General features: G+C 61.4%; 19 protein-coding genes and 2 pseudogenes. 13 read left to right on the top strand and 8 right to left on the bottom strand.

Annotated features, from left to right (window positions below):
• Window positions 1–181: 181 nt before the first annotated feature.
• Window positions 182–1,579, bottom strand: coding sequence for an aminotransferase-like domain-containing protein (locus tag MKZ91_RS24775; protein ID WP_336173680.1), 1,398 nt, complete (start codon window positions 1,577–1,579; stop codon window positions 182–184).
• A gap of 104 nt (window positions 1,580–1,683) precedes the next feature.
• On the bottom strand, window positions 1,684–2,304 hold the full coding sequence (locus tag MKZ91_RS24780; RefSeq protein WP_336173681.1) for a LysE family transporter: 621 nt from the start codon (window positions 2,302–2,304) through the stop codon (window positions 1,684–1,686).
• Between the two features lie 65 nt (window positions 2,305–2,369).
• Between MKZ91_RS24780 and MKZ91_RS24785 the strand changes: the two genes are divergently transcribed.
• On the top strand, window positions 2,370–3,299 hold the full coding sequence (locus MKZ91_RS24785) for a LysR family transcriptional regulator (protein WP_336173682.1): 930 nt from the start codon (window positions 2,370–2,372) through the stop codon (window positions 3,297–3,299).
• 151 nt (window positions 3,300–3,450) lie between these two features.
• Window positions 3,451–4,242: a pentapeptide repeat-containing protein gene (locus MKZ91_RS24790; protein ID WP_336173683.1), complete on the top strand. Its 792-nt coding sequence runs from the start codon at window positions 3,451–3,453 to the stop codon at window positions 4,240–4,242.
• Between the two features lie 69 nt (window positions 4,243–4,311).
• Here MKZ91_RS24790 and MKZ91_RS24795 read toward each other — a convergent pair whose 3' ends face one another.
• The 3 genes and pseudogenes from MKZ91_RS24795 to MKZ91_RS24805 all read right to left on the bottom strand — a co-directional run.
• Entirely contained in the window at window positions 4,312–4,887 is a 576-nt protein-coding gene (locus tag MKZ91_RS24795) for a nucleoside 2-deoxyribosyltransferase (RefSeq protein ID WP_336173684.1), read from the bottom strand.
• Window positions 4,888–4,935: 48 nt separating this feature from the next.
• A complete protein-coding gene (locus MKZ91_RS24800; protein ID WP_336173685.1) occupies window positions 4,936–5,289 on the bottom strand; it encodes a hypothetical protein in 354 nt (117 codons plus the stop codon).
• Window positions 5,286–5,750, bottom strand: a pseudogene (locus MKZ91_RS24805) (conjugal transfer protein TrbE); the annotation flags it as partial. The pseudogene MKZ91_RS24805 and the gene MKZ91_RS24800, both read right to left, overlap by 4 nt.
• 355 nt (window positions 5,751–6,105) lie before the next feature.
• On the opposite strand from MKZ91_RS24805, the gene MKZ91_RS24810 reads away from it, so the two are divergent.
• The 3 genes from MKZ91_RS24810 (at window position 6,106) to MKZ91_RS24820 (ending at window position 9,980) form a co-directional block, all read left to right on the top strand.
• Complete coding sequence (locus tag MKZ91_RS24810; protein ID WP_442892344.1) at window positions 6,106–7,068, top strand: AraC family transcriptional regulator N-terminal domain-containing protein; 963 nt, start codon at window positions 6,106–6,108, stop codon at window positions 7,066–7,068.
• A 232-nt stretch (window positions 7,069–7,300) separates the two neighbouring features.
• Complete coding sequence (locus MKZ91_RS24815) at window positions 7,301–7,759, top strand: (2Fe-2S)-binding protein (RefSeq protein ID WP_336173687.1); 459 nt, start codon at window positions 7,301–7,303, stop codon at window positions 7,757–7,759.
• A 4-nt stretch (window positions 7,760–7,763) separates the two neighbouring features.
• Complete coding sequence (locus MKZ91_RS24820) at window positions 7,764–9,980, top strand: xanthine dehydrogenase family protein molybdopterin-binding subunit (protein WP_336173688.1); 2,217 nt, start codon at window positions 7,764–7,766, stop codon at window positions 9,978–9,980.
• Window positions 9,981–10,259: 279 nt separating this feature from the next.
• Here MKZ91_RS24820 and MKZ91_RS31670 read toward each other — a convergent pair whose 3' ends face one another.
• A complete protein-coding gene (locus MKZ91_RS31670; RefSeq protein ID WP_442892345.1) occupies window positions 10,260–10,640 on the bottom strand; it encodes a TPR end-of-group domain-containing protein in 381 nt (126 codons plus the stop codon).
• A 15-nt stretch (window positions 10,641–10,655) separates the two neighbouring features.
• Window positions 10,656–11,470, bottom strand: a pseudogene (locus tag MKZ91_RS31675) (IS1595 family transposase); the annotation flags it as partial.
• Window positions 11,471–11,903: 433 nt separating this feature from the next.
• Here MKZ91_RS31675 and MKZ91_RS24830 point away from each other — a divergent pair.
• From MKZ91_RS24830 to MKZ91_RS24840, 3 genes are all read left to right on the top strand, one after another.
• Window positions 11,904–12,293, top strand: coding sequence for a type II toxin-antitoxin system RelE/ParE family toxin (locus tag MKZ91_RS24830; RefSeq protein WP_336173690.1), 390 nt, complete (start codon window positions 11,904–11,906; stop codon window positions 12,291–12,293).
• The gene (locus tag MKZ91_RS24835; protein WP_336173691.1) at window positions 12,277–12,579 is read left to right on the top strand and encodes a helix-turn-helix domain-containing protein; all 303 of its coding nucleotides are present in this window, start codon (window positions 12,277–12,279) and stop codon (window positions 12,577–12,579) included. The genes MKZ91_RS24830 and MKZ91_RS24835 overlap by 17 nt, the downstream gene beginning before the upstream one ends.
• Before the next feature lie 246 nt (window positions 12,580–12,825).
• A complete protein-coding gene (locus MKZ91_RS24840; RefSeq protein WP_336173692.1) occupies window positions 12,826–13,275 on the top strand; it encodes an acyl-CoA thioesterase in 450 nt (149 codons plus the stop codon).
• On the opposite strand, the gene MKZ91_RS24845 is transcribed toward MKZ91_RS24840, so the two are convergent.
• Entirely contained in the window at window positions 13,263–14,222 is a 960-nt protein-coding gene (locus MKZ91_RS24845; protein ID WP_336173693.1) for a LysR family transcriptional regulator, read from the bottom strand. The genes MKZ91_RS24840 and MKZ91_RS24845 overlap by 13 nt on opposite strands.
• A 139-nt stretch (window positions 14,223–14,361) precedes the next feature.
• Here MKZ91_RS24845 and MKZ91_RS24850 point away from each other — a divergent pair, with 139 nt between their 5' ends.
• From MKZ91_RS24850 to MKZ91_RS24870, 5 genes are all read left to right on the top strand, one after another.
• Window positions 14,362–15,144, top strand: a complete 783-nt coding sequence (locus MKZ91_RS24850; RefSeq protein ID WP_336173694.1) for an ABC transporter substrate-binding protein — start codon at window positions 14,362–14,364, stop codon at window positions 15,142–15,144.
• Between the two features lie 76 nt (window positions 15,145–15,220).
• On the top strand, window positions 15,221–15,868 hold the full coding sequence (locus tag MKZ91_RS24855; RefSeq protein WP_336173695.1) for an amino acid ABC transporter permease: 648 nt from the start codon (window positions 15,221–15,223) through the stop codon (window positions 15,866–15,868).
• 12 nt (window positions 15,869–15,880) lie between these two features.
• Window positions 15,881–16,540 carry an amino acid ABC transporter permease gene (locus tag MKZ91_RS24860; protein ID WP_336173696.1) on the top strand — a complete coding sequence of 220 codons (660 nt, stop codon included), beginning with the start codon at window positions 15,881–15,883 and terminating at the stop codon, window positions 16,538–16,540.
• Complete coding sequence (locus tag MKZ91_RS24865) at window positions 16,537–17,301, top strand: amino acid ABC transporter ATP-binding protein (RefSeq protein WP_336173697.1); 765 nt, start codon at window positions 16,537–16,539, stop codon at window positions 17,299–17,301. The genes MKZ91_RS24860 and MKZ91_RS24865 overlap by 4 nt, the downstream gene beginning before the upstream one ends.
• Before the next feature lie 11 nt (window positions 17,302–17,312).
• Window positions 17,313–18,947 carry a N,N-dimethylformamidase beta subunit family domain-containing protein gene (locus MKZ91_RS24870; RefSeq protein ID WP_336173698.1) on the top strand — a complete coding sequence of 545 codons (1,635 nt, stop codon included), beginning with the start codon at window positions 17,313–17,315 and terminating at the stop codon, window positions 18,945–18,947.
• The last annotated feature ends 11 nt before the right edge of the window (window positions 18,948–18,958 follow it).

An 18,958-nucleotide genomic window follows, 5' to 3' on the forward strand; every position in this document is an offset into this window, starting at 1 on the left:
CTTTCAGGCGTCGTTGCCGGCGTCGCATCCAAGGCGCGCACCGATTTTGCCTGGATGTGCGGCCTGCCATTCCCTGGCGCCGCCTTCAGGCCCGCAAACATAAAGCGCCGAAAAACATACACTGTCAATTAATTGTATGCATACATTGCTGCGACAATTTCGCCGCCTGTTCTGTGTTCGATCAAACCACGAGGCTGGAGGCGGCTGGCGACTGGTTCAAAAGGTCGGCGATGGTCAAAAGGCTCCGGCGCAGTTCAGCCTGGCTCGCCGCTACGCCCAGGCCGAGCCGCACGGCTTCCGGTGCTGCTCCAAGAGCAAAGGCGTCGCTGGCGACGACGCTGATGCCGGCCGCCTGCAGTCGTCCGCTGAACGCCCCGCGCGTCCACGGCGACGGCAGGCGCAGCCAGGCATGAAACGCAGCCGGGTCCGTTTGTGCGACGTTGCGCGGAAGGTATTCGCAAAGCATCTTCTGCCGCACCACGGTCTCGGAGCGGATCGCTGCAACGACAGCATCCGCCGTTCCGTCTTCGATCCACCGGCTGGCGACCGCTGCCGCGAGCGGCGACGCCATGCCGACGGTCGCGCGAATGGCCCCCTCGATACGTACCGAACTGCGGCTGTCGGGAACCACCAGGTAGGCGATGCGCAGGGCAGGCGACAGGCATTTTGCCAGGCCGCCGATGTAGTAGACGAGGTCGGGGGCAAGGGTCGCAAGTGCGCGCGCTGGCGTCTGCGGCAGGGCGCCATAGGCGTCGTCCTCGATGATCGGCACCCCATGCCGCCTGGCAATCGTGACGATCGCCTCGCGTCGCTCCAGCGAGAGCGTTGCCGTCGTGGGGTTGTGAAGCGTCGGATTGCAATAGAGCGCCTTTGGCGTCCTGCTCAAACAGAGCTCTTCAAAGGCTTGAGGGATAAGGCCTTCATCGTCCATCGCGACGCCCAGAAGGGTAAGGCCGAGATGGGCGGCAAGTGCCCGAAGCCCCGGATAGGCGATTGCCTCGGCGCAGATGATGTCGCCGGCTCTTGTCAGGCTGCTCAGCGTCGCAAGCAGTGCGCCTTGCGCGCCGGGGCAAAGCAGAACCCGCTCGGCTGGAACGTCTCCGAGACGCGGCCTTAGCCAGTTGGCCCCGGCCGTGCGGTTGGGCAGAGCCCCGGCGGGCGCCTGATAGCGCATCAAAAGCTCTAGTCCCTGGTCGGCCTGAAGGGCAGCTATGTCGTCCCAAAGCCTTGCGGCAAGTGCTGCATCGTCAAAAAGGGGCGGCAGGTTCATGCTCATGTCGATGATGCCGATGGTTGTCGGGCGGGCAGGTCTGCCGCGCCTTGCCTTCACATAGGTGCCCTGGCCGACGCGCCCCTCGACGAGACCGCGATACCTTGCCTCGTTGTAGGCGCGGCTGACGGTGGTGAAGTCGATGCCGAGCGCATCGGCAAGCGGGCGCTGCGGGGGGAGTCGCATGCCCTCGGACAGCCGTCCCTCGGCGATGTCGGCGGCAATGGCATCGGCAATTGCAAGATAGAGCGGACCATCTGCCTTCTTGATTGCGGGCCGCCACGAGACCTCAGGGCGCTTGTCCTTCATCATCATACCCCACGCTTGAAATTGTATGGATATTGCATGCTTCGTGGGGCTGAAGCAAGGGACAGGACGGGGTTGCGGCCATTTGCCAGTCGGAGGTGCTGCAGTCACGAGCGCCCGAGGCTCGAACTCGCAAGAAGCAGGCCGAAGCCGACCAGCAGGGCGCCGAAGCACCGGTCGATCCAGTGACGGAGCTCAAGCAGGCGGCTGCGCACCATGCCGGCCGAGAAGAACAACGCCACCAGCGCGAACCAGACTACATGCGCTGCAGCGATAAACGCACCGTAACCGATCTGAACGGTCAGCGACGTGCCGGGCTGTACCACCTGCATGAACAGGCTGACGATAAAGACTGTCGTCTTCGGGTTGAGCGCATTGGTGAAAAAGCCGGTGCGCAAGGCGCCGAGGTCGGAAAGCGCTGGCAGTGCGGCCTGCGCCAACGGGCCGGCAGGCCTGGTGCGAAGCATCTTGACGCCAAGCCAGATCAGATAGGCGGCGCCGGCGATTTTCAGGATCGAGAACAGGACGATGGACTGGCGGACGATCAGGCCGACGCCGAGGATCGTATAGCCGACATGGATCAGGACGCCGCCGCCGATGCCGAGTGCAGTGAGCAGACCAGCGCGACGCGAAAGCATGAGACTATTGCGCGTCACCATCGCAAAGTCCGGTCCCGGACTGATGACGGCAAAGATGGTTATTGTGATTACGGCTAACAGTTCTGTCATTGCTTTTCCTCGCTCCATTCCGCATTGATTGTTTCAATAGCGGAAGTTCAGGACGGCGAATAACGATGAGTTCTGACGACATCGGTGAGTCTACCTCACATAACGGTGTGATCCGAACGCCACCTTTGGCGGCCCTGCGCTGTTTCGAAATGGCGGCGCGGCTGGAGAGTTTCAGCCGGGCTGCGGATGCCCTCAATCTGACGCATGGTGCTGTCAGCCGGGCGGTGCGGTTGATCGAAGACGATCTCCAAGTCGAGCTGTTCGAGCGGCGCAGTCGTCGGGTTTTCCTGACGGACGTCGGGCGAAAGCTTGCCGGTGCCGTGCGCGAGGGCTTCGGCCTGGTTGAAACGGCGGTCAGGGACATCCGCAATACCGCACAGGCGCCGGCGCTGGTTATCTCCTGCGAACCGACGCTGCTCATGCGCTGGCTCATTCCGCAGCTTCCGGATTTTCAACAACGCCATCCCGACGTCCCGGTTCATCTGGTCGCGGGAGGTGGGCCGGTGACCTTTGGCCGCGGATACGATCTGGCCATCCGCCGCAACGACTTCGTGCAAGCTGGAGCCATCCACTCCGTGGCTCTCTTTCGGGAGCGGACCGGCCCGGTATGCCGCGCCGACAAGGTCGCATCGTTCTTCGATTGCGGACAGGCAGGCGAACTGCCGCAGTTGCAGCAGGATGCAGTCCTGCTTCACACCCGGACCCGTCCGGACGCATGGGAAACCTGGGCAAGGTGCGCCAGCCGTCCGTGTGAGGCGCGCCATTCGCAAAGCTTCGAGCATTTCTATATCAGCCTTCAGGCGGCTGTTGCCGGAATTGGTGTGGCGATAGGCCCATGGCAGCTTGTCCGGGACGATTTGGAAAGCGGCATCCTGGCAGCTCCACTGGGCTTTGTCGAAGACGGCACTACCTATCACCTGCTTGCGCCGACGGAGATTGAAGAGCCAGGCCCGCAGGCGAAACTGCGTGACTGGCTGCTGGCGGTTGCCCGTTGAAGTCACGCGATTTCGATTCTGTTATTTGCATAAAGGGCAACAACGTCATACGTTTACCAGCAGCGCACGGCCGGTCGCGCCAGGCTTTAGGCAGGGCGCAAAGGCAATTTGAAGTGCAATCGATAAACCCTCGGGTCCCCGGAGCGGCGCCATGCAAAATCACCAGACCGATCTCGGCCACGTTTGTGGCACGGCCCCTCATCCGCGATACCGCAAGAGCTATGCGCTAACGGGCGAGAGGGGTCAAAACCGGTTAAACTTCGCCACCTTGATTGCGCTCTCGCTGTTGGTCATCAGTGCCCCAAACGGCGCTGAGGCGGCGAGCTGCAAGGACTCCGCCGTGCCTGGGGCCGACTGGGCGGATTGCAACAAGAAGGCGCTGATGCTTGGCGGCAGCGACCTCCAGGGCGCCAACCTCGTCAACACGGACTTCACCTTGACGGATCTGCGCGGCACCAACCTGAAGGGTGCCAATCTGGAAAAGGCGACGCTGGTGCGCTCGTCTTTGGCTGGAGCCATGGCGGACGGTGCGAACTTTGCGAAGATAGAGGCCTATCGCTGCAACTTCGCCGGGATTGCCGCCGAGAAGGCCTCTTTCGTGAATTCCGAACTGCAGCGCGCCAATTTCAGCGGCGCCCGGTTGACGGGCACGAGCTTCGAGAAGGCTGAACTTGGACGCGCCAATTTCGACAAGGCGGAACTGACCGGGACCAAATTCTCGCACGCCAATCTCTCGCGCGCCGACTTCACCAGCACCACTTTCACCGGTCCCATCGATTTCCATGGTGCTTTCATGTTTTTAACGCGGATCGAGGGCGTCAATCTGTCCGAGGCGACGGGCCTCGAGCAGGAACAGGTCGACATGATGTGCGGTGACAGTTCGACCAAGTTGCCGGCAGGCCTTAGCGTACCGACTGGCTGGCCTTGCCCCAGCGACGACTGAACCGGCCCGCCGGAGTGAGCCGGGTGTTCCGGCATCGGTGGCGACGTCAGTCCCGGCGGGCATTCGCCCTCAGCTGAAGTGCCGTTTGGCGGCGATCGCAAGGCATTCCTTGAATGCTCTAAGATCGGTCAGGCGGTCGGCCTCCGGGACCTCACGCTGGACAAGCGTTCCTTCCCGCTTAAGCACGCCGCCATCCAGCATGAGATTGTCGGCCATGTCGAAATCCTCGATGCTGAGCCCGTCAGGCCCCGCCATGCGGCCGTCGGGGCGCAGGGCAGCCGCGCCACGATAATGGTCGTTGAGGATGCGCTCGTAGTAGCTGCGCGACGTATTGGTGTAGGCATAGACGTGTTTGCCGCGACCGCACATGAAGCCGAGCTCAAACACCGTGCCGACGTCGGCGCTGATGCCGCGAAACGGCGTGAGGTTGGCGATGATCATGTCTGACGCCAGCATCATGCCCTCGTCGACGGCATAAATTGCCAGGCCACGCTCGTGCTTGGTCCGTGCCGGCGGGATCTCGAGGTCGCCCGGAACCAATGGCGTGAACCCGGCGGCGCGGGCAAGTGCCGCTTTTTCCATCTGGATTTCGACGGCGTTCGCCAGGAAAACTTCCGGGCCTGCGAGATAGACTTTCACGCTCATTCCTCCTGCAAATAGTCGCAGCAGTCTAGGAGAGTGCCGCCGTCGCGCCTAGCGCCGAAGGCTCATGATTGTGGATAATGCTGGATGCAGCTGTAAATCATTGGAAATAAATGAAAAAACAGATGCCCAATCGTATTGGGGTAAGTTTTTGGGAGCGGAGAACCGACCGACCCAGCTCTTTTCATCGTCGATCCATCTCTCTCCCGTTGTGTTATTTTCGGGGACCGGCAACCGGTCCACGAGCGCTCGCGCTGCCGAGAGCAGGTTCTGCGCATAGTTCTTCGGGTCGAAGACGACGAGCGCCTGTGCCGGCGCCGTGAGCAGGGAAATCACCGGCGATGCGGCGAGCAGGGCCGCGGCGACGCGAAGCGCCCGAAAATGCGGACGGAAACGGTTGGTCATGATTGTACCTCGAGGGCTTCAGGGATGAGGTTGGTGAGGTCGGGTATGAGGTCGGCGGCCCAGGCGGCGCCACGGTGGCGCAGCCACGCGGCGAGGAAACCCTCCCGGCCGTGCTCGGCGAAAATCTTCTCGATGGCAGCCTGGTCGGTCTTTGACGATGCGGCGCAGAGCGCGAGCGCGACGTCCGAGAGGCCGAGTTCGAAGAGGCGATTGCCGCGCCGCGATTGGCAGTAATAGTCGCGCTTGGGCGTTGCTCGCGGGAGGATTTCGATCTGCCGGTCGTTGAGGCCGAAGCGGTGATAGATCGCCGTGATTTGCGGTTCGATCGCGCGTTCGTTGGGAAGGAGGAGACGCGTCTGGCAGCTTTCGATGATCGCCGGCGCGATCGCGGAACCGTCGATGTCGCTGAGCGACTGGGTGGCGAAGACGACGGAGGCGTTCTTCTTGCGCAGCGTCTTCAACTCGGGATGCGGTCGGGGCGCAGCCGAACCCGCTCTCTCGCGGGCCGCACAACGCGCGGCCCTGGATCGGGGATGATTAAGAGAGCCAGAAGTTCAGCGGCTGCAACAAGGTTGGTGGCGTAGTAGCGCCACGGCGTGGAAAGACAGGCAATCGGCTGAGTTGTGGTTCGCCGTGGGCAAAGCGCCGAAGGGCGCGGGCGTCCTTCGGCGGGACGATCGCTGATCTCCTGGATGATACCCTTCTGGCGCGGCTGCTTCGCCGGCGCTTCGGCATTGTGGTTGCCTAATCCTGTCGAGATCAAAGTAATATGATAAGAAGCCACTTTGAGTGACGGGTCGGAGGACGGGTCAGGGCATGGCAACGAGCGAGACAATGATGCAGCAGCGCGACCTGCGCGAGGAAACCGCGCCCCTTCGTACGCGGATTCTCGACATGCTCGCGCGACTGCCATGGGACGGCGTTCGCTACGGCCACCCTGTTCCGGGGCTTTCGCTCTATCGCATCATCGAGCCAGCCGGCCCGTTTTCCAGCGTCTCCGAACCAAGCGTGGCGCTCATCATCCAGGGAAGCAAGCGTATCCATGTCGGAAACGAAATGCTCGTTTACGATGAATCCTGCTTCTTCATGACCGCCATCGGCCTGCCGATGACCGGCCAGGTCTGCGAGGCGAGCGAGAGTGAGCCTTATGTGGCAGCCACGATGCGCCTTGATCTCGAAAAGCTGCGTCGAATCATCTCCGATTACGACATACAGCCGCCAGATGCACGCGAACGCGATCTCGGCGTCGCGGTTGGCGCTGCCACACCGGAACTGTTCGACGCCCTATTGCGACTGATTTCGCTCGCGAACACGCCAGCGGACATCCCGTTCCTGGCCAGTCAAATCCAGAGCGAGATCCTCTATCGGCTGCTCACCGGCGAGCAAGGCGCGCGGCTGCGGCGTTTCGCGCTCGCTGGCACGAACAGTAACCGGGTGGCAAAGGCCGTCGCGTGGCTGAAAGAAAACTATGCCCGGCCGCTTCGCGTCGAGGAACTCGCCGAGATAGCGAACATGGGGGTATCTACGCTGCACCACCATTTCCGCGCCATGACTGCCATGAGCCCGCTGCAGTTCCAAAAGCACCTGCGACTGCATCATGCGCGGGAGCTGATGCTTGCGGAATCGCTCGACGCCGCAACAGCCGCGCTGCGCGTCGGCTACGAAAGCCAGACACAGTTCAACAGGGAATATCGGCGCGCCTTCGGCCATCCGCCGGTCAGAGACATCAAGGCAATCCTGAACTCCAGCGACTCGAAAAGACGCGACTCCATCGGTTGACGGGCTACCGAACACAAGTGGAGCGCCCGTTGGAGCACTGGCGCATCATTTGTCATGATCACAATTTCGTCAGGCCGAGAGGAATAGGCAATAATCTGACAGGATCGAACCTACCAGCGTGCAGGATGGTCTTCTAAGCTGCAGCCGCGGTCTGGCGAATGGCCGCGGCGCGTGAAGCGGGGTTTCCGGATAAGCATCCCGAGACCACGCGCCCGAACGCGAGGAGAGCATCATGGCAATGGTAACGATCAACGGCGTCGAACACACGGTCGAGGCCGAGGCGGTTATGCCGCTTCTTTGGGTGATCCGCGATCTGGTTGGACTAACAGGGACGAAGTTCGGCTGTGGCATGGCGCAGTGCGGTGCCTGCACGGTCTATGTCGACGGTTCGCCGGTTCGGTCTTGTCAGACCTTGGTTGGTGACATCGAGGGCGCAAAAGTGACGACCATCGAGGGCCTCAAGGGAAAGGTCGCGGAAACGGTTCAGGCAGTCTGGGCCGATCTCGACGTCCCGCAGTGCGGCTACTGCCAGTCGGGGCAGATCATGTCGGCGACAGACCTCCTGGCGAACAATCCGAAGCCAAGCGATGAGGACATCGACACGGCCATGTCGGGCAATCTCTGTCGTTGCGCCACCTATCACCGTATCCGAGCCGGCATTCACGAAGCCGCTAAGCGTCTGGAGGGTTAAAGCCATGCTGCCCAAATTCATGCAATTGGTTTCTCTCCCCGCCGCGAAAGTGCAGGCATCGCGGCGGCAGTTCCTCATCGGGGCTCTTGCTGCAGGTACTGGTATAGCCGTCGGCTTTCGCCTCCTGTCCGCGTCTCCGGCGGTAGCGGGCGAGACAGCGACGACCAGCGCTTCACATGCCTTTTCCCCCTACGTCACGATCGACGGCGATGGAAAAGTGACCGTCCTTTCGTCACAGTTCGAGATGGGCCAGGGCTCCTATAACGGCATTGCCACACTGGTGGCGGAAGAACTCGATGCCGACTGGTCGACAATCGACGTGAAGGGGGCCGCCGGCGATGTGAAGGCCTATGGCAACATCGCCTTTGGCGGCGCCTTCCAGGGCACCGGCGGGTCCACGTCGATGGTGTCCTCCTGGGAGCGCTATCGCAAGGCGGGTGCAGCGGCCCGCTCCATGCTGGTCGCCGCTGCTGCCTCTGAATGGGGTGTAGCCGCCGCGGAGATCACTGTGGACAAGGGCATAATTGCCCATTCGTCGGGCAAGAGCGGCGGCTTCGGCGTCTTTGCTGCAAAGGCAGCAACGATGCCGGTGCCTACGGACGTGGCGCTTAAGCAACCGAGCGACTGGAAGCTGATCGGCAATGCCGGACTGAAGCGTTTCGACAGCGCCCGTAAGACAAATGGGACGGAGCAATACACGATCGACATCAAGCTTCCCGGCATGCTGACCGCCGTGATGATCCATCCGCCGCTGTTCGGTGCGAAAGTAAAGTCCTTCGACGGCTCGTCCGCGCGCACCGTCAAGGGGGTGGTGGACGTCGTCGAAACGCCTCGGGGCATTGCCGTCGTCGGTGAAAACATGTGGGCGGCGATCAAGGGCCGCGAGGCTGTCACCGTCAGTTGGGACGACATGGCGGCTGAAAAGCGCAGCACGGCTCAGCTGATGTCCGCGTACCGGGAGCTTGCGAAGAAGACGCCGGCCGCGCTCGCGCGCAATGACGGCGACGCCGAAACGGCCTTCGCCGGCGCAACGAAGGTCATCGAGGCAAATTTTGAGTTCCCCTATCTCGCGCATGCCGCGATGGAACCGCTGAATGCCGTGGCGCGCATGAACGAGGACGGCACGCTCGAGGTCTGGGGTGGGCATCAGTTCCCGGACGTATACCAGATGCTCGCCGGTCAGGTGGCCGGGATTGCCCCGGAAAAGGTGCGCCTCAACGTCATGAAGACCGGCGGCAGCTTTGGCCGGCGGGCCGTGTTCGACGGTGATGTCGTCGTCGAGGCGGTGCATGTGGCCAAGGCCCTCGGTTTCCGCGCGCCGGTAAAGGTGCAGTGGACCAGGGAGGACGACATGCGCGCGGGTCGCTATCGACCCGCCTATGTGCATAGCCTCAAGGCCGGCATCGACGCGAACGGAAAGCTCGTTGCATGGAGCAACCACATCGTCGGCCAGTCCATCATGGCGAAGACTGCGTTCGACGGAATGGTCAAGAATGGGGTCGACCCGACCTCGGTCGAAGGGGCCAACAATCTGCCTTATGCCATTCCGAACCAGACGGTAGGCTTGACCACCACTGAGGTCGGCGTTCCGGTTCTATGGTGGCGCTCCGTCGGCTCGACCCACACCGCCTTCGCAGCCGAAACCTTCGTGGACGAGGTTGCCGAGGCGGCAGGACGAGATCCGATAGAATTTCGTCTTTCGATGCTTGAGCCGCAGTCGCGTCACGCGACCGTCCTCAAGCTGGCGGCGGAAAAGGCGGAATGGCACAAGCCCTTGCCCGAGGGCCGCTTTCGAGGGGTTGCCGTCGCCGAGAGCTTCGGCTCCGTTGTGGCCGAGATCGCCGAGGTCTCGACTGATGGAAATGGCCAGATCCAGGTCGAGCGGGTCGTAGCCGCTGTCGATTGCGGTCTGGCGATCAATCCGGACCAGGTCCGCGCCCAGGTGGAGGGCGGAATCGGCTTTGGGCTGGGTGCGATACTCGGCGAGGAGATCACGCTGACGGACGGCAAGGTCGACCAGAGCAATTTCGACCTTTACACGCCGCTCAGGATCGATGCGATGCCAAAGGTCGAAGTTCACATCGTCGCCTCCGCCAATCCGCCCTCCGGCATCGGCGAGCCCGGCGTTCCGCCCATCGGCCCGGCAGTCGCCAATGCCGCCTACAGGGCGCTCGGCAAGCGGATCCGCGTCATGCCATTCGTGAGATCGCTCAACACGTGATCTCGCATGCCCGGCCGGCCGCATGGCCGGTTGGGCATGGGGCCAGACCTTCGGCGGTCACATAAACCGCGTGGTCACCGTCCAACAGGCGCGCACAAGCTGGCGCAGCAGATCTCGACTTCGCTCAAACGAGCGGCAGCGGAGCGGATCAGACCGGCAAAAGCCGGCTGTCCTTTCACGTGGCTGCCGTCCACCTGAACGGCCAAGAGCGTTAAACAGCGACCCTTTCGGCTGGCAGTTCCGGCCGCTTCCGGTCTAATGCACGGAAAGTTTGGAAGCTCAGCCCTTCGCTGGCGCGGGCTGAGCTTCCATCCGGTTGGCGAGAGCCAAGTAGCGCGGGTGGTTCCGGAGGGAATCGAGGTCGCTGTCGTTTTTCATCCAGCCCGCGACTAACGCCACATACGTCTGCGATCCGGACGCCTGCCGCTCAAGGCAGTCGATCGCCTCCTCAGACCTGCTGAGCTTCGCATAGCAACAAGCGAGGTTATAGTCCCGTCCGGACTGACACCGTTCTTCCAGGCGAGATCGGGCGGCTCGTTGCTCTCCCAGTAACCGCACAGATTTCGCGATGTCTTCCTCGACAGCGCGAAATGCACCATGCTCCACATCTGTGTGCTCGCGCCACGCGATTTCCGCCGCATACCAGTCGAAATACTTCACCGAGAAGCGGTGGCGGATGCCGACGTAGGACCGCTGGATGCGCGAGAAGAAGCTCTCGACGTGATTGGTGTGCACGCCGCCCTTGGTCTGGTACTCCTGACTGTGGTTGACGCGCTTGAGTTCGAGCAGGCCCTGTAGGTCGTCGTAGCTGAAGTTCTCGTCGGCATGGATCGTCGAACCGTTGCGGACGTGTTCCCTGGCGAACTCCCATGCCTCGTTGCTGTCCTCCGTTCGAATGACGCGAGCGAGGGTGCGTTCTCGTCCGAAGAGTGTTTTTCGCTCATGGCAAGGATCGTCATCCGTTTGAGATTCTGGTATTTTTTCTTTCGTCGGTCGATCCGGTCCTCCTTCAGACGCTTTTGCTTGATGTGCCCGCCAGCATACTTGCCGTCGATGTGGATCTCGCCTTCGAGAACGATGTCCTCGCGCCTGGTGGCGATCGCCTCGCGCATCTTCATCAAAAATACCCAGGCGGTCTTGTACTGGCATCCGAGTTCGCGGGGGAGTTGCAGGGCGCTCTTGCCCTTCACGCAGTTCACGGATAGCCACAGCCCCGTCAGGATGTCGCGGAAAGGCATCTTCCGGAAGGCGAAGACCGTCTTCGAGGTAACCGAGAATTCGCGACGGCACTTCTGGCATTTGAAGCACTGTCGCCGGATCGGATAGCAGCGCTCGTGTCCGCAGTTGAGGCAGACGGGACGGCCACCAGTCCCCGGCCAGCGGATCAGGCAGCAAGTCTTGAAAGCATCTTCCTCGGTGACCTGGCGGAGCTTTTTTAAGCGTGAAGGTTCGGCATTCCGGAGAAAGCAGGAAGTGCTGGTTGCCCCAATATTTCTACCCTCCGGAGGACCTCCAGGTCATCTGAGCTGGAGGAAATCGCGGATACGGCAGGCACATTGATATTGCTGGGATCTTCCATGTTCAGAGCCTTTAAAGATGACATACGAGAGCATTCGCTGTTCAGGCGGTAGGTTGTCGCGGATCTACTCGTATCAATCTGAACATGGGGGCAGACAGAGCAGATCGGAAGGGCAGAGTCGATCGGATTCAGAGGTGTCCGTCACCGGGTGAATCGCAAGTGGTTCGTGCCAAATTGCCAATCAATCGCCGACATCGATTGAAAATGTTCAAGGAATACCTATGCTTAGCGACAAATGTCAACCAGCGTTTGCGGTCGGCGGGACCATGCCAGGTTCGAGATTTTCCCAGAATCTCACTTGATGTCTGTATCACGGAGTAATATATAAATTGCCAGTAAGAGTTTTGAAGGATTTGGAGTTCGAGGACTGGGCCGCAGAGTACAATGTGACGGACGCCATGTTGTGCAAGACTGCGAAGGAGATCGAAGCCGGATTGGTCGAAGCCGGATTGGTCGACGCCAGATTGGGCGGATTTCTTTTTAAGAAGCGAGTGGCAGCACCGGGGCGCGGTAAGCGTGGAAGCTGTCGGACTATCGTTGGCCATCGTCAGGGAGACAGGCTGATTTTCGTGCATGGCTTCGCGAAGAACGAGACTGAGAATATCACGAAGAAGGAGAAGGAAGTCATTCGAAAACTATGTGACGTCTACATGCTCGCCGATCACAAAAAGCTCTCTGAGATGATTGAGAAGAAACTGATACGGGAGATTCACTGCCATGAGCAGAATTCTTAAGAACGTTCATAAGTCTGCTGCGCGACTGCACGAAGCCGGCTTCGTGGACGAAGTCACGATGAGGGAGTTCGATGCTCTTTGCCTCCCTCCTCTTCGTGACTATACGCCCGAGGAGATCAAGAAAATCCGGAATGCAAACAAGGTCAGCCAGGCCGTGTTTGCTCAGTTCATCAACGTCAAGAAGATCACGGTTGCGGCATGGGAACAAGGAACGAAGAAGCCCAGCAGCACCGCCATCAAGATCCTTGATATTGTCGAACGCAAGGGACTCGAAGTGCTGCGATAGCAGCCTGCAGACAGTAGGGAAGGATTCGCCCCGCCTTGTGCGGGCATTTTTGCTTCAAGAGATCCGATCCCTATGTCACATTTCGAGCTTGGTGGCGGCTCCTACATAATTGCGGATTTTCTCTATATTTCACCGTGGTCCCGGGGTCTGTCAGACGCTAGCCTGGGCCGTGTTTGCCCGACATGGACAGATCGTTCGGGCATCGGCTATGTCTTGCAACCGGTTTTCCCGTGAATGAGGCGTCCCATGTCCGATAAAGCTCTAACCACCTATGTCGGCGTCACGCACCCCTGGATGTGCGACACGATGGGGCACATGAACGTGCGCCATTATGCGGCGATGTTTGACGATGCAAGTTTTCAGCTTCTGGGTCACATCGCCGGGACTGAAGGCGAGCAGGATGCGGGCAGGGGCTGGGCAGACGTGCGCGCGGAAGTCGAATACAAGCACGAGACCAAGGCGGGCGCGTTAATCACCATCCGCTCGCGCGTCATCAAGCTTGGCCGTTCGTCGGTCACCTTCGAACAGGTCATGTCCGGCACGCTCGACGGCGTCGTGCATGCGGTCAACCGGACGACGACCGTGCGATTCGATCTTCAGCGGCGCACAGCCGTTGCGCTTGAGCAGGAGGCGCGGGGGCGGGCGGAAGCATTGTTATCGGATGAACGCACGTCGCTTCGCGATCAGTCTGCGTAGACGCGTTCTTCAGCCGGCGTATCGGCAATCAGCGTCTGCAAGCATGATATCAGGGCCTTTTCGGCACGGTTGAGCGCTTTCTCCGGGTTGGTCAGCATGAAAATGTCGATGGCCGGCGGATTGTCATAGGGCGGCAGGCGCCACAGAAGCCCGTCCGCCACATCGCGACGGGCGACATGCAGCGGCAGCGAGCCGACGCCAAGACCGGCGAGCGTCATTCGCCGCACCTCTTCGAGACTTGACGAAACTCCAACGACATTGGCGTTGAGCTTGGCTTCGCTGCGAAGCAGCGCCACCGGCCGAAGCGCGTCGGCGATATGATCGGTGTGGAAGGACACCGAGGTTTCTCCCTTGAGGTCGGCAAGCTTCAACCCCTCCCGGCCGAACAGTCGGTGGTGTGGGCCGCAGAAGAAGCCGAAGAACTCCCGGAAGACCGTGAGATAGTCGAGCGCCGGGTCTCGCACACTGACAAGGCAGAGACCGAAGGAAGCACGCTTCTCCCGGACCTGCCGCGTGACTTCGCCGCTCGGCCCGACATTGATCGTCAAGGTCGCGCGCGGGTAGTCGCGGTGAAACTCCATCAGCGCCCGGTCGAAGAGCGGCGAGACCACGTGGCTGGCAACGGCGATCGTCACATGACCGGTGACGTCGTCGCTGACACCGCGCACGAGTTGCGGCAGCTGCGAGATTGTGCCGAAGACCTCGACGCTCTGCTCGTAGAGCAACTGTCCCACTTCGGTGAGATCGAAGCGCGTGGCATCGCGATCGACCAGCCGTCGGCCGACACGGTCTTCCAGCCGCCGGAGCGCATTGCTGACGCTTGGTTGCTTGAGGTTCAGCCGCTCGGCCGCGCGCGTGATGCTCTTTACCTCCGCTATCACCACGAAGGTGCGCAAGAGGTTCCAGTCGAGCTCCCAGACGAGCCGCTCCAAACGCGGTGGTGTCATTCCTGAAATCTATGCCTTCTATTTCCATTATCTATTTGCGCAATGTTGGCGCAGAAGCAATCATGAAATTCGGAAGGCGTCGGTTGCCAGTCCCAAGCGCACGAGAAGGCGCCCCATCCAGAGGAACAAGGAACATTTCATGAAGACCCTATTCTCCGGCCTTCTGGCCGCGACGCTGACCATTGCTGCGACTTTTTCTGCCGTATCCGCACGGGCTGACGACCTTGAGAACGTCAAGGCGGCCGGCGAGCTGAAGATCGCCATGTCGGGCCAGTACCCGCCGTTCAATTTCGTCAACGAGGAAAACCAGGTCGTCGGCTTCGACGCCTCGATCGGCCAGGCGATCGCCGAGCGTGTCGGCGTCAAGGGCACGCTGGTGACCACCGCCTGGGATGGCATCATCGCCGGCCTGCTCGCCAACAAATACGACACGATCGTGGGCTCGATGACGATCACGCCGGAGCGCGAGAAGGTCGTCGATTTCGTCGGACCTTACTACCACGCTGGCCGCGCCGTCTTCGTCAGCGAAGGCTCTGAAGTCCAGAAGCTCGATGAGCTGAAGGGCAAGACCCTTGGCGTCACGCTCGGCGAAACCCACGAGAAATGGGCGCGCGAACAGGGCGGCTGGGACGTGCGCACCTACAAGGGCCTGCCGGAGCTGCTGATGGAGCTGAAGAGCGGCCGCGTCGATGCGATTGTCGTCGACAACATCCCGGTCATGGTTGCCGTCAAGCAGACCGGCGAGAAGGTTCGCCGTCTGGAAACGCCCGATATCGAAGGCGGCAGCGTCGCGATCGGCATCGCCATCCGCAAGAACAATCCGGAACTGAAGGCGGCAATGCAGAAGGCGCTCGAAGGCATGTTGGCGGACGGCTCCTACCAGAAGATTGCCATGCAGTGGGTGGGCAGCGACATCCGCTGATCCCGTGCGCTCCTTCCTTCCGGCCGCTGCATACGTCGCGGCCGGAGGTCACGAGTATGACTTCCGGAGTTTTCCCATGGACGTTTCGCTGGTGCAGCGCGTCTTCCCGTTTTTCGTGGAGGCGGCGTGGATCACGATCGAAATATCGGCGCTTGCACTTGCCCTCGGGCTCGTCGTCGCATTCCTCATCGCCGCCGCGAAGATGTCGCGCTCATTCCTGTTGCGCACCTTCGCTACCGTCTATGTCAGCCTGTTTCGCGGCACGCCCTGCCTGATCCAGCTGTTTGTGCTCTACTTTGGTGGCCCGCAGATCGGCATCAATCTGGAACCCTTTGCCGCCGGCGTCATAGGCCTTGGGCTGAACATCGGTGCCTATATGGCCGAAACCATTCGCGGCGCGATTTCATCTGTTGATCGCGGCCAGACGGAGGCCGCCCGCTCGATCGGCTTCAGCCGGTTTCAGACCATGCGCAAGGTGGTGCTGCCGCAGGCCGCACGCCTGATGATCCGGCCGCTCGGCGTCAATGCCGTGGCGCTCGTCAAGGGCTCGGCGCTGGTCTCGACGATCTCGGTGGTCGAACTCACCTACACGGCCCAGCGCTACATCGGCTCGACCTACAAGCCGTTTGAGATCTTCGGCGTCGCCGCCGTGCTCTACATGCTCATCGTCTATGTCGTCGCGTGGATCGTCGATCTGCTCGACCGACGCTATGCGATCGCCTGAGGGGAGGCGTTCATGCAAGGACTCGATTTCAGCGTCGTTCCGCCCTACGCCGATATCCTCTGGATGGGCGTGTGGTGGACGGTTGTCCTGACCATCTCCGCCGCCGCCATCAGCTTCGTCTTCGGCATCGTATTCGCCCTGGTCGTGCTCTATGCGCCAAAAACGGTTGCCCTGCCGGTGCGCGGCTTCATGTGGCTGTTCATGGGTACGCCGCTGCTTCTGCAACTGTTCCTGATCTACTACGGGCTCGGGCAACTGGGCTTCAAGATTCCGGCGCTGATCGCCGGCATCATCGGCCTCGGCCTGCACTTTGCCGTCTACAATGCCGACATCCTGCGCGCCGGGATCGTTGCCGTCGATCCCGGGCAGACGGAAGGTGCCCGCAGCCTCGGCTTTGGCCGCTTCCAGACGCTGCGTCACTTCATCGTGCCGCAGGCGATCCGCAACACCGTTCCGGCTATGGGCAACAATCTGATCGTGCTCCTGAAGGAGTCTTCGTTGGTCTCGATCATCGGCATCGCCGAGCTGGTGCACGCAGCCCAACTCGCAATCAGCGAGACCTTCCGGCCGTTTGAGTTCTACATCACGGTCGCTGCTCTCTATTACATCCTCAATCTCGTCCTTGAAGCGGGTCTGCGCCAGGTCGAAAAGAACGTGGAGGTCTCCCGATGACCGCTCAAAAGCCCATGGTCGAAGTCAAGGGCGCCCGCAAGAACTACGGCGCGCTGGAAGTCCTGAGAGGCATTGACCTCTCCGTTGCCCGTGGCCAGATCGTCGCGATCATCGGCCCGAGTGGCTCGGGCAAGAGCACGCTGCTGCGGTCGATCAACCATTTGGAGACGCTGAATGGCGGCGAGGTCTGGCTTGATGGTATCCAGGTAAACCAGAGCCTCAAGGGGCATGCCTTCGAGCGGCATATTAATGCCGTGCGCCAGCAAATGGGCATGGTTTTCCAGCACTTCAATCTGTTTCCGCATCTAACGGTACTTGAGAATATCACCATGGGCCCGATCATTTTGAAGGGCATGGGCAAGGCTGCGGCCCGCGAGATCGCGATCGAGCTGCTGTCGAAGGTGGGGCTCAAGGAAAAGGTCGATGCCTTTCCGTCACGGCTCTCCGGCGGTCAGAAGCAACGCGTCGCGATCGCGCGCGCACTGGCGATGCAGCCGAAGGTGATGCTCTTCGATGAGGCGACCTCGGCGCTCGACCCGGAGCTGGTCGATGAGGTGAACGCGGTGATGAAACAGCTTGCCGCCGAGCACATGACGATGCTCATCGTCACCCACGAGATGCGCTTTGCGGGCGAGGTTGCCGATCGGGTGCTCTTCATGGATGGCGGCGTGGTTGTCGAGCAGGGAGCGCCGAGCGAGATCTTCCGCCAGCCGACACAGGAGCGCACGCGAGCCTTCCTCAAGAAGTACCTGGCAGCGTGATGGGGGGCCCGATGGAAAGAAGCAATCAGTACCCCGATTTCGGCCTGACGCCGGATGAGCGCCGCGAGGCGGTGCTTGGCCACTACTACGAATATCCCGGCATGGACGGCGAGCGTGGCGAGATCTGGTGCTATACGGACGCCTATGCCTATCCCCCTGGTGCCACCGTGCGGCTGCAGGTCAGCTCGACGGCTTCTCGCTTCGCGCTCGAAGTCGTGCGTGATGGAGCAACGGAGGCGACGGTCTTCAAGCGCGACGGGCTTTCCGCGCACTGGCAGGAAACGCCGGACCAATGCTCGGTCCTCGGCTGCGGCTGGGAAACGAGCTTCGAGTTCAAGGTTGAGGAAAACTGGCCGTCCGGCGCTTATCGCATCACGCTGAAAGCTGAGGGCAGGGACGGCGTGCCGATCCATTGCCATCATCTCTTCATCGTCAGGCCAGTTGCCGGCCGGAAGCCGGGACGCGTGCTGCAGGTCGCCGCGACGGGCTCCTGGACCTCCTACAACACCTGGGGTGGCTCCAACCACTATCAGGGCATCACCGGCCCCAACCGTAACCAGTATGCGACGACCGTCAGCATCGAGCGCCCGTTCTGCCGTGGTTTCGTCGTGCTGCCTGCCGATGCGCCGCGGGTGCCGCTGGAGATCCACGCGCCAATGGCGGTCGCCCCGCGCTATCCGCATATGGAATGGGCCTATGCGAACGGCTACTCCAAGAAATACGCCTCTTCCGGATGGGCAAGCTACGACAGCCATTTTTTCCGCTGGGCGGAACGGCAGGGCTATGCCGCCGATCTCATGAGCCAGCATGAACTGCATTTCGCGCCGGAGATCCTCGACGGCTATGACTGCGTGGTTTTTGTCGGTCATGACGAATACTGGACCTGGGAAATGCGCGACGCGGTCGACAGTTACGTCGCGCGTGGCGGCCGGGCGGCGCGCTTTGCCGGCAACTTCATGTGGCAGACGCGCCTTGAAGACGGCGGCAAGCGGCAGGTCTGCTACAAATATCGCTCGCGCGCCGAGGATCCGGCCTATCGCTCGGCCGATCCGACCCGCACCAGCGGTTCGTGGGAAGCGGCAGAGATCGGTCGCCCCGGAGCGGCAACCTTTGGGCTCAATGCCACGCGCGGCCTCTACGTCGGCTGGGGTGGTTGCGCGCCGCGCGGCGCCCGCGGCTTCCCCGTCTATCGCCCCGAGCATTGGGCCTTTGCCGGGACAGGCATCTACTACGGCGATATTCTCGGCGCCGAAGGTCACGCCTTTGGTTACGAGGTCGATGGGCTCGACTACGTCATCCGCAACGGACTGCCCGAGCCGACCGACGACAGCGGCGCGCCGGATGGCCTCGAAATCCTCGCGCTCGGCATGTCGTCGCTGAAAGAAGAAAGCGCCGACATTCCCGCGGACGACCAGTTCCTCTCGGACGCCGACGCGAAGTTCGTCGCCGAGACGCTGATCGGCGACAGCGGCGCGACCTCAGTCGAGCGCGTCAAACGCGGCTGTGGCATGATCGTCAATTTCCCGCGCGGCAAAGGTGAGGTGTTCCACGCCGGCAGCTGCGAATGGGTTGCGGCCTTGAAACGCGGCGACGCCATGGTCGAGCGCGTCACCGCCAATGTTCTCAATCACTATCTCAATCGCTGAGAGAGATTTTC

The organism is Ensifer sp. MJa1, assembly GCF_037026475.1.
GTDB lineage: Bacteria > Pseudomonadota > Alphaproteobacteria > Rhizobiales > Rhizobiaceae > Ensifer.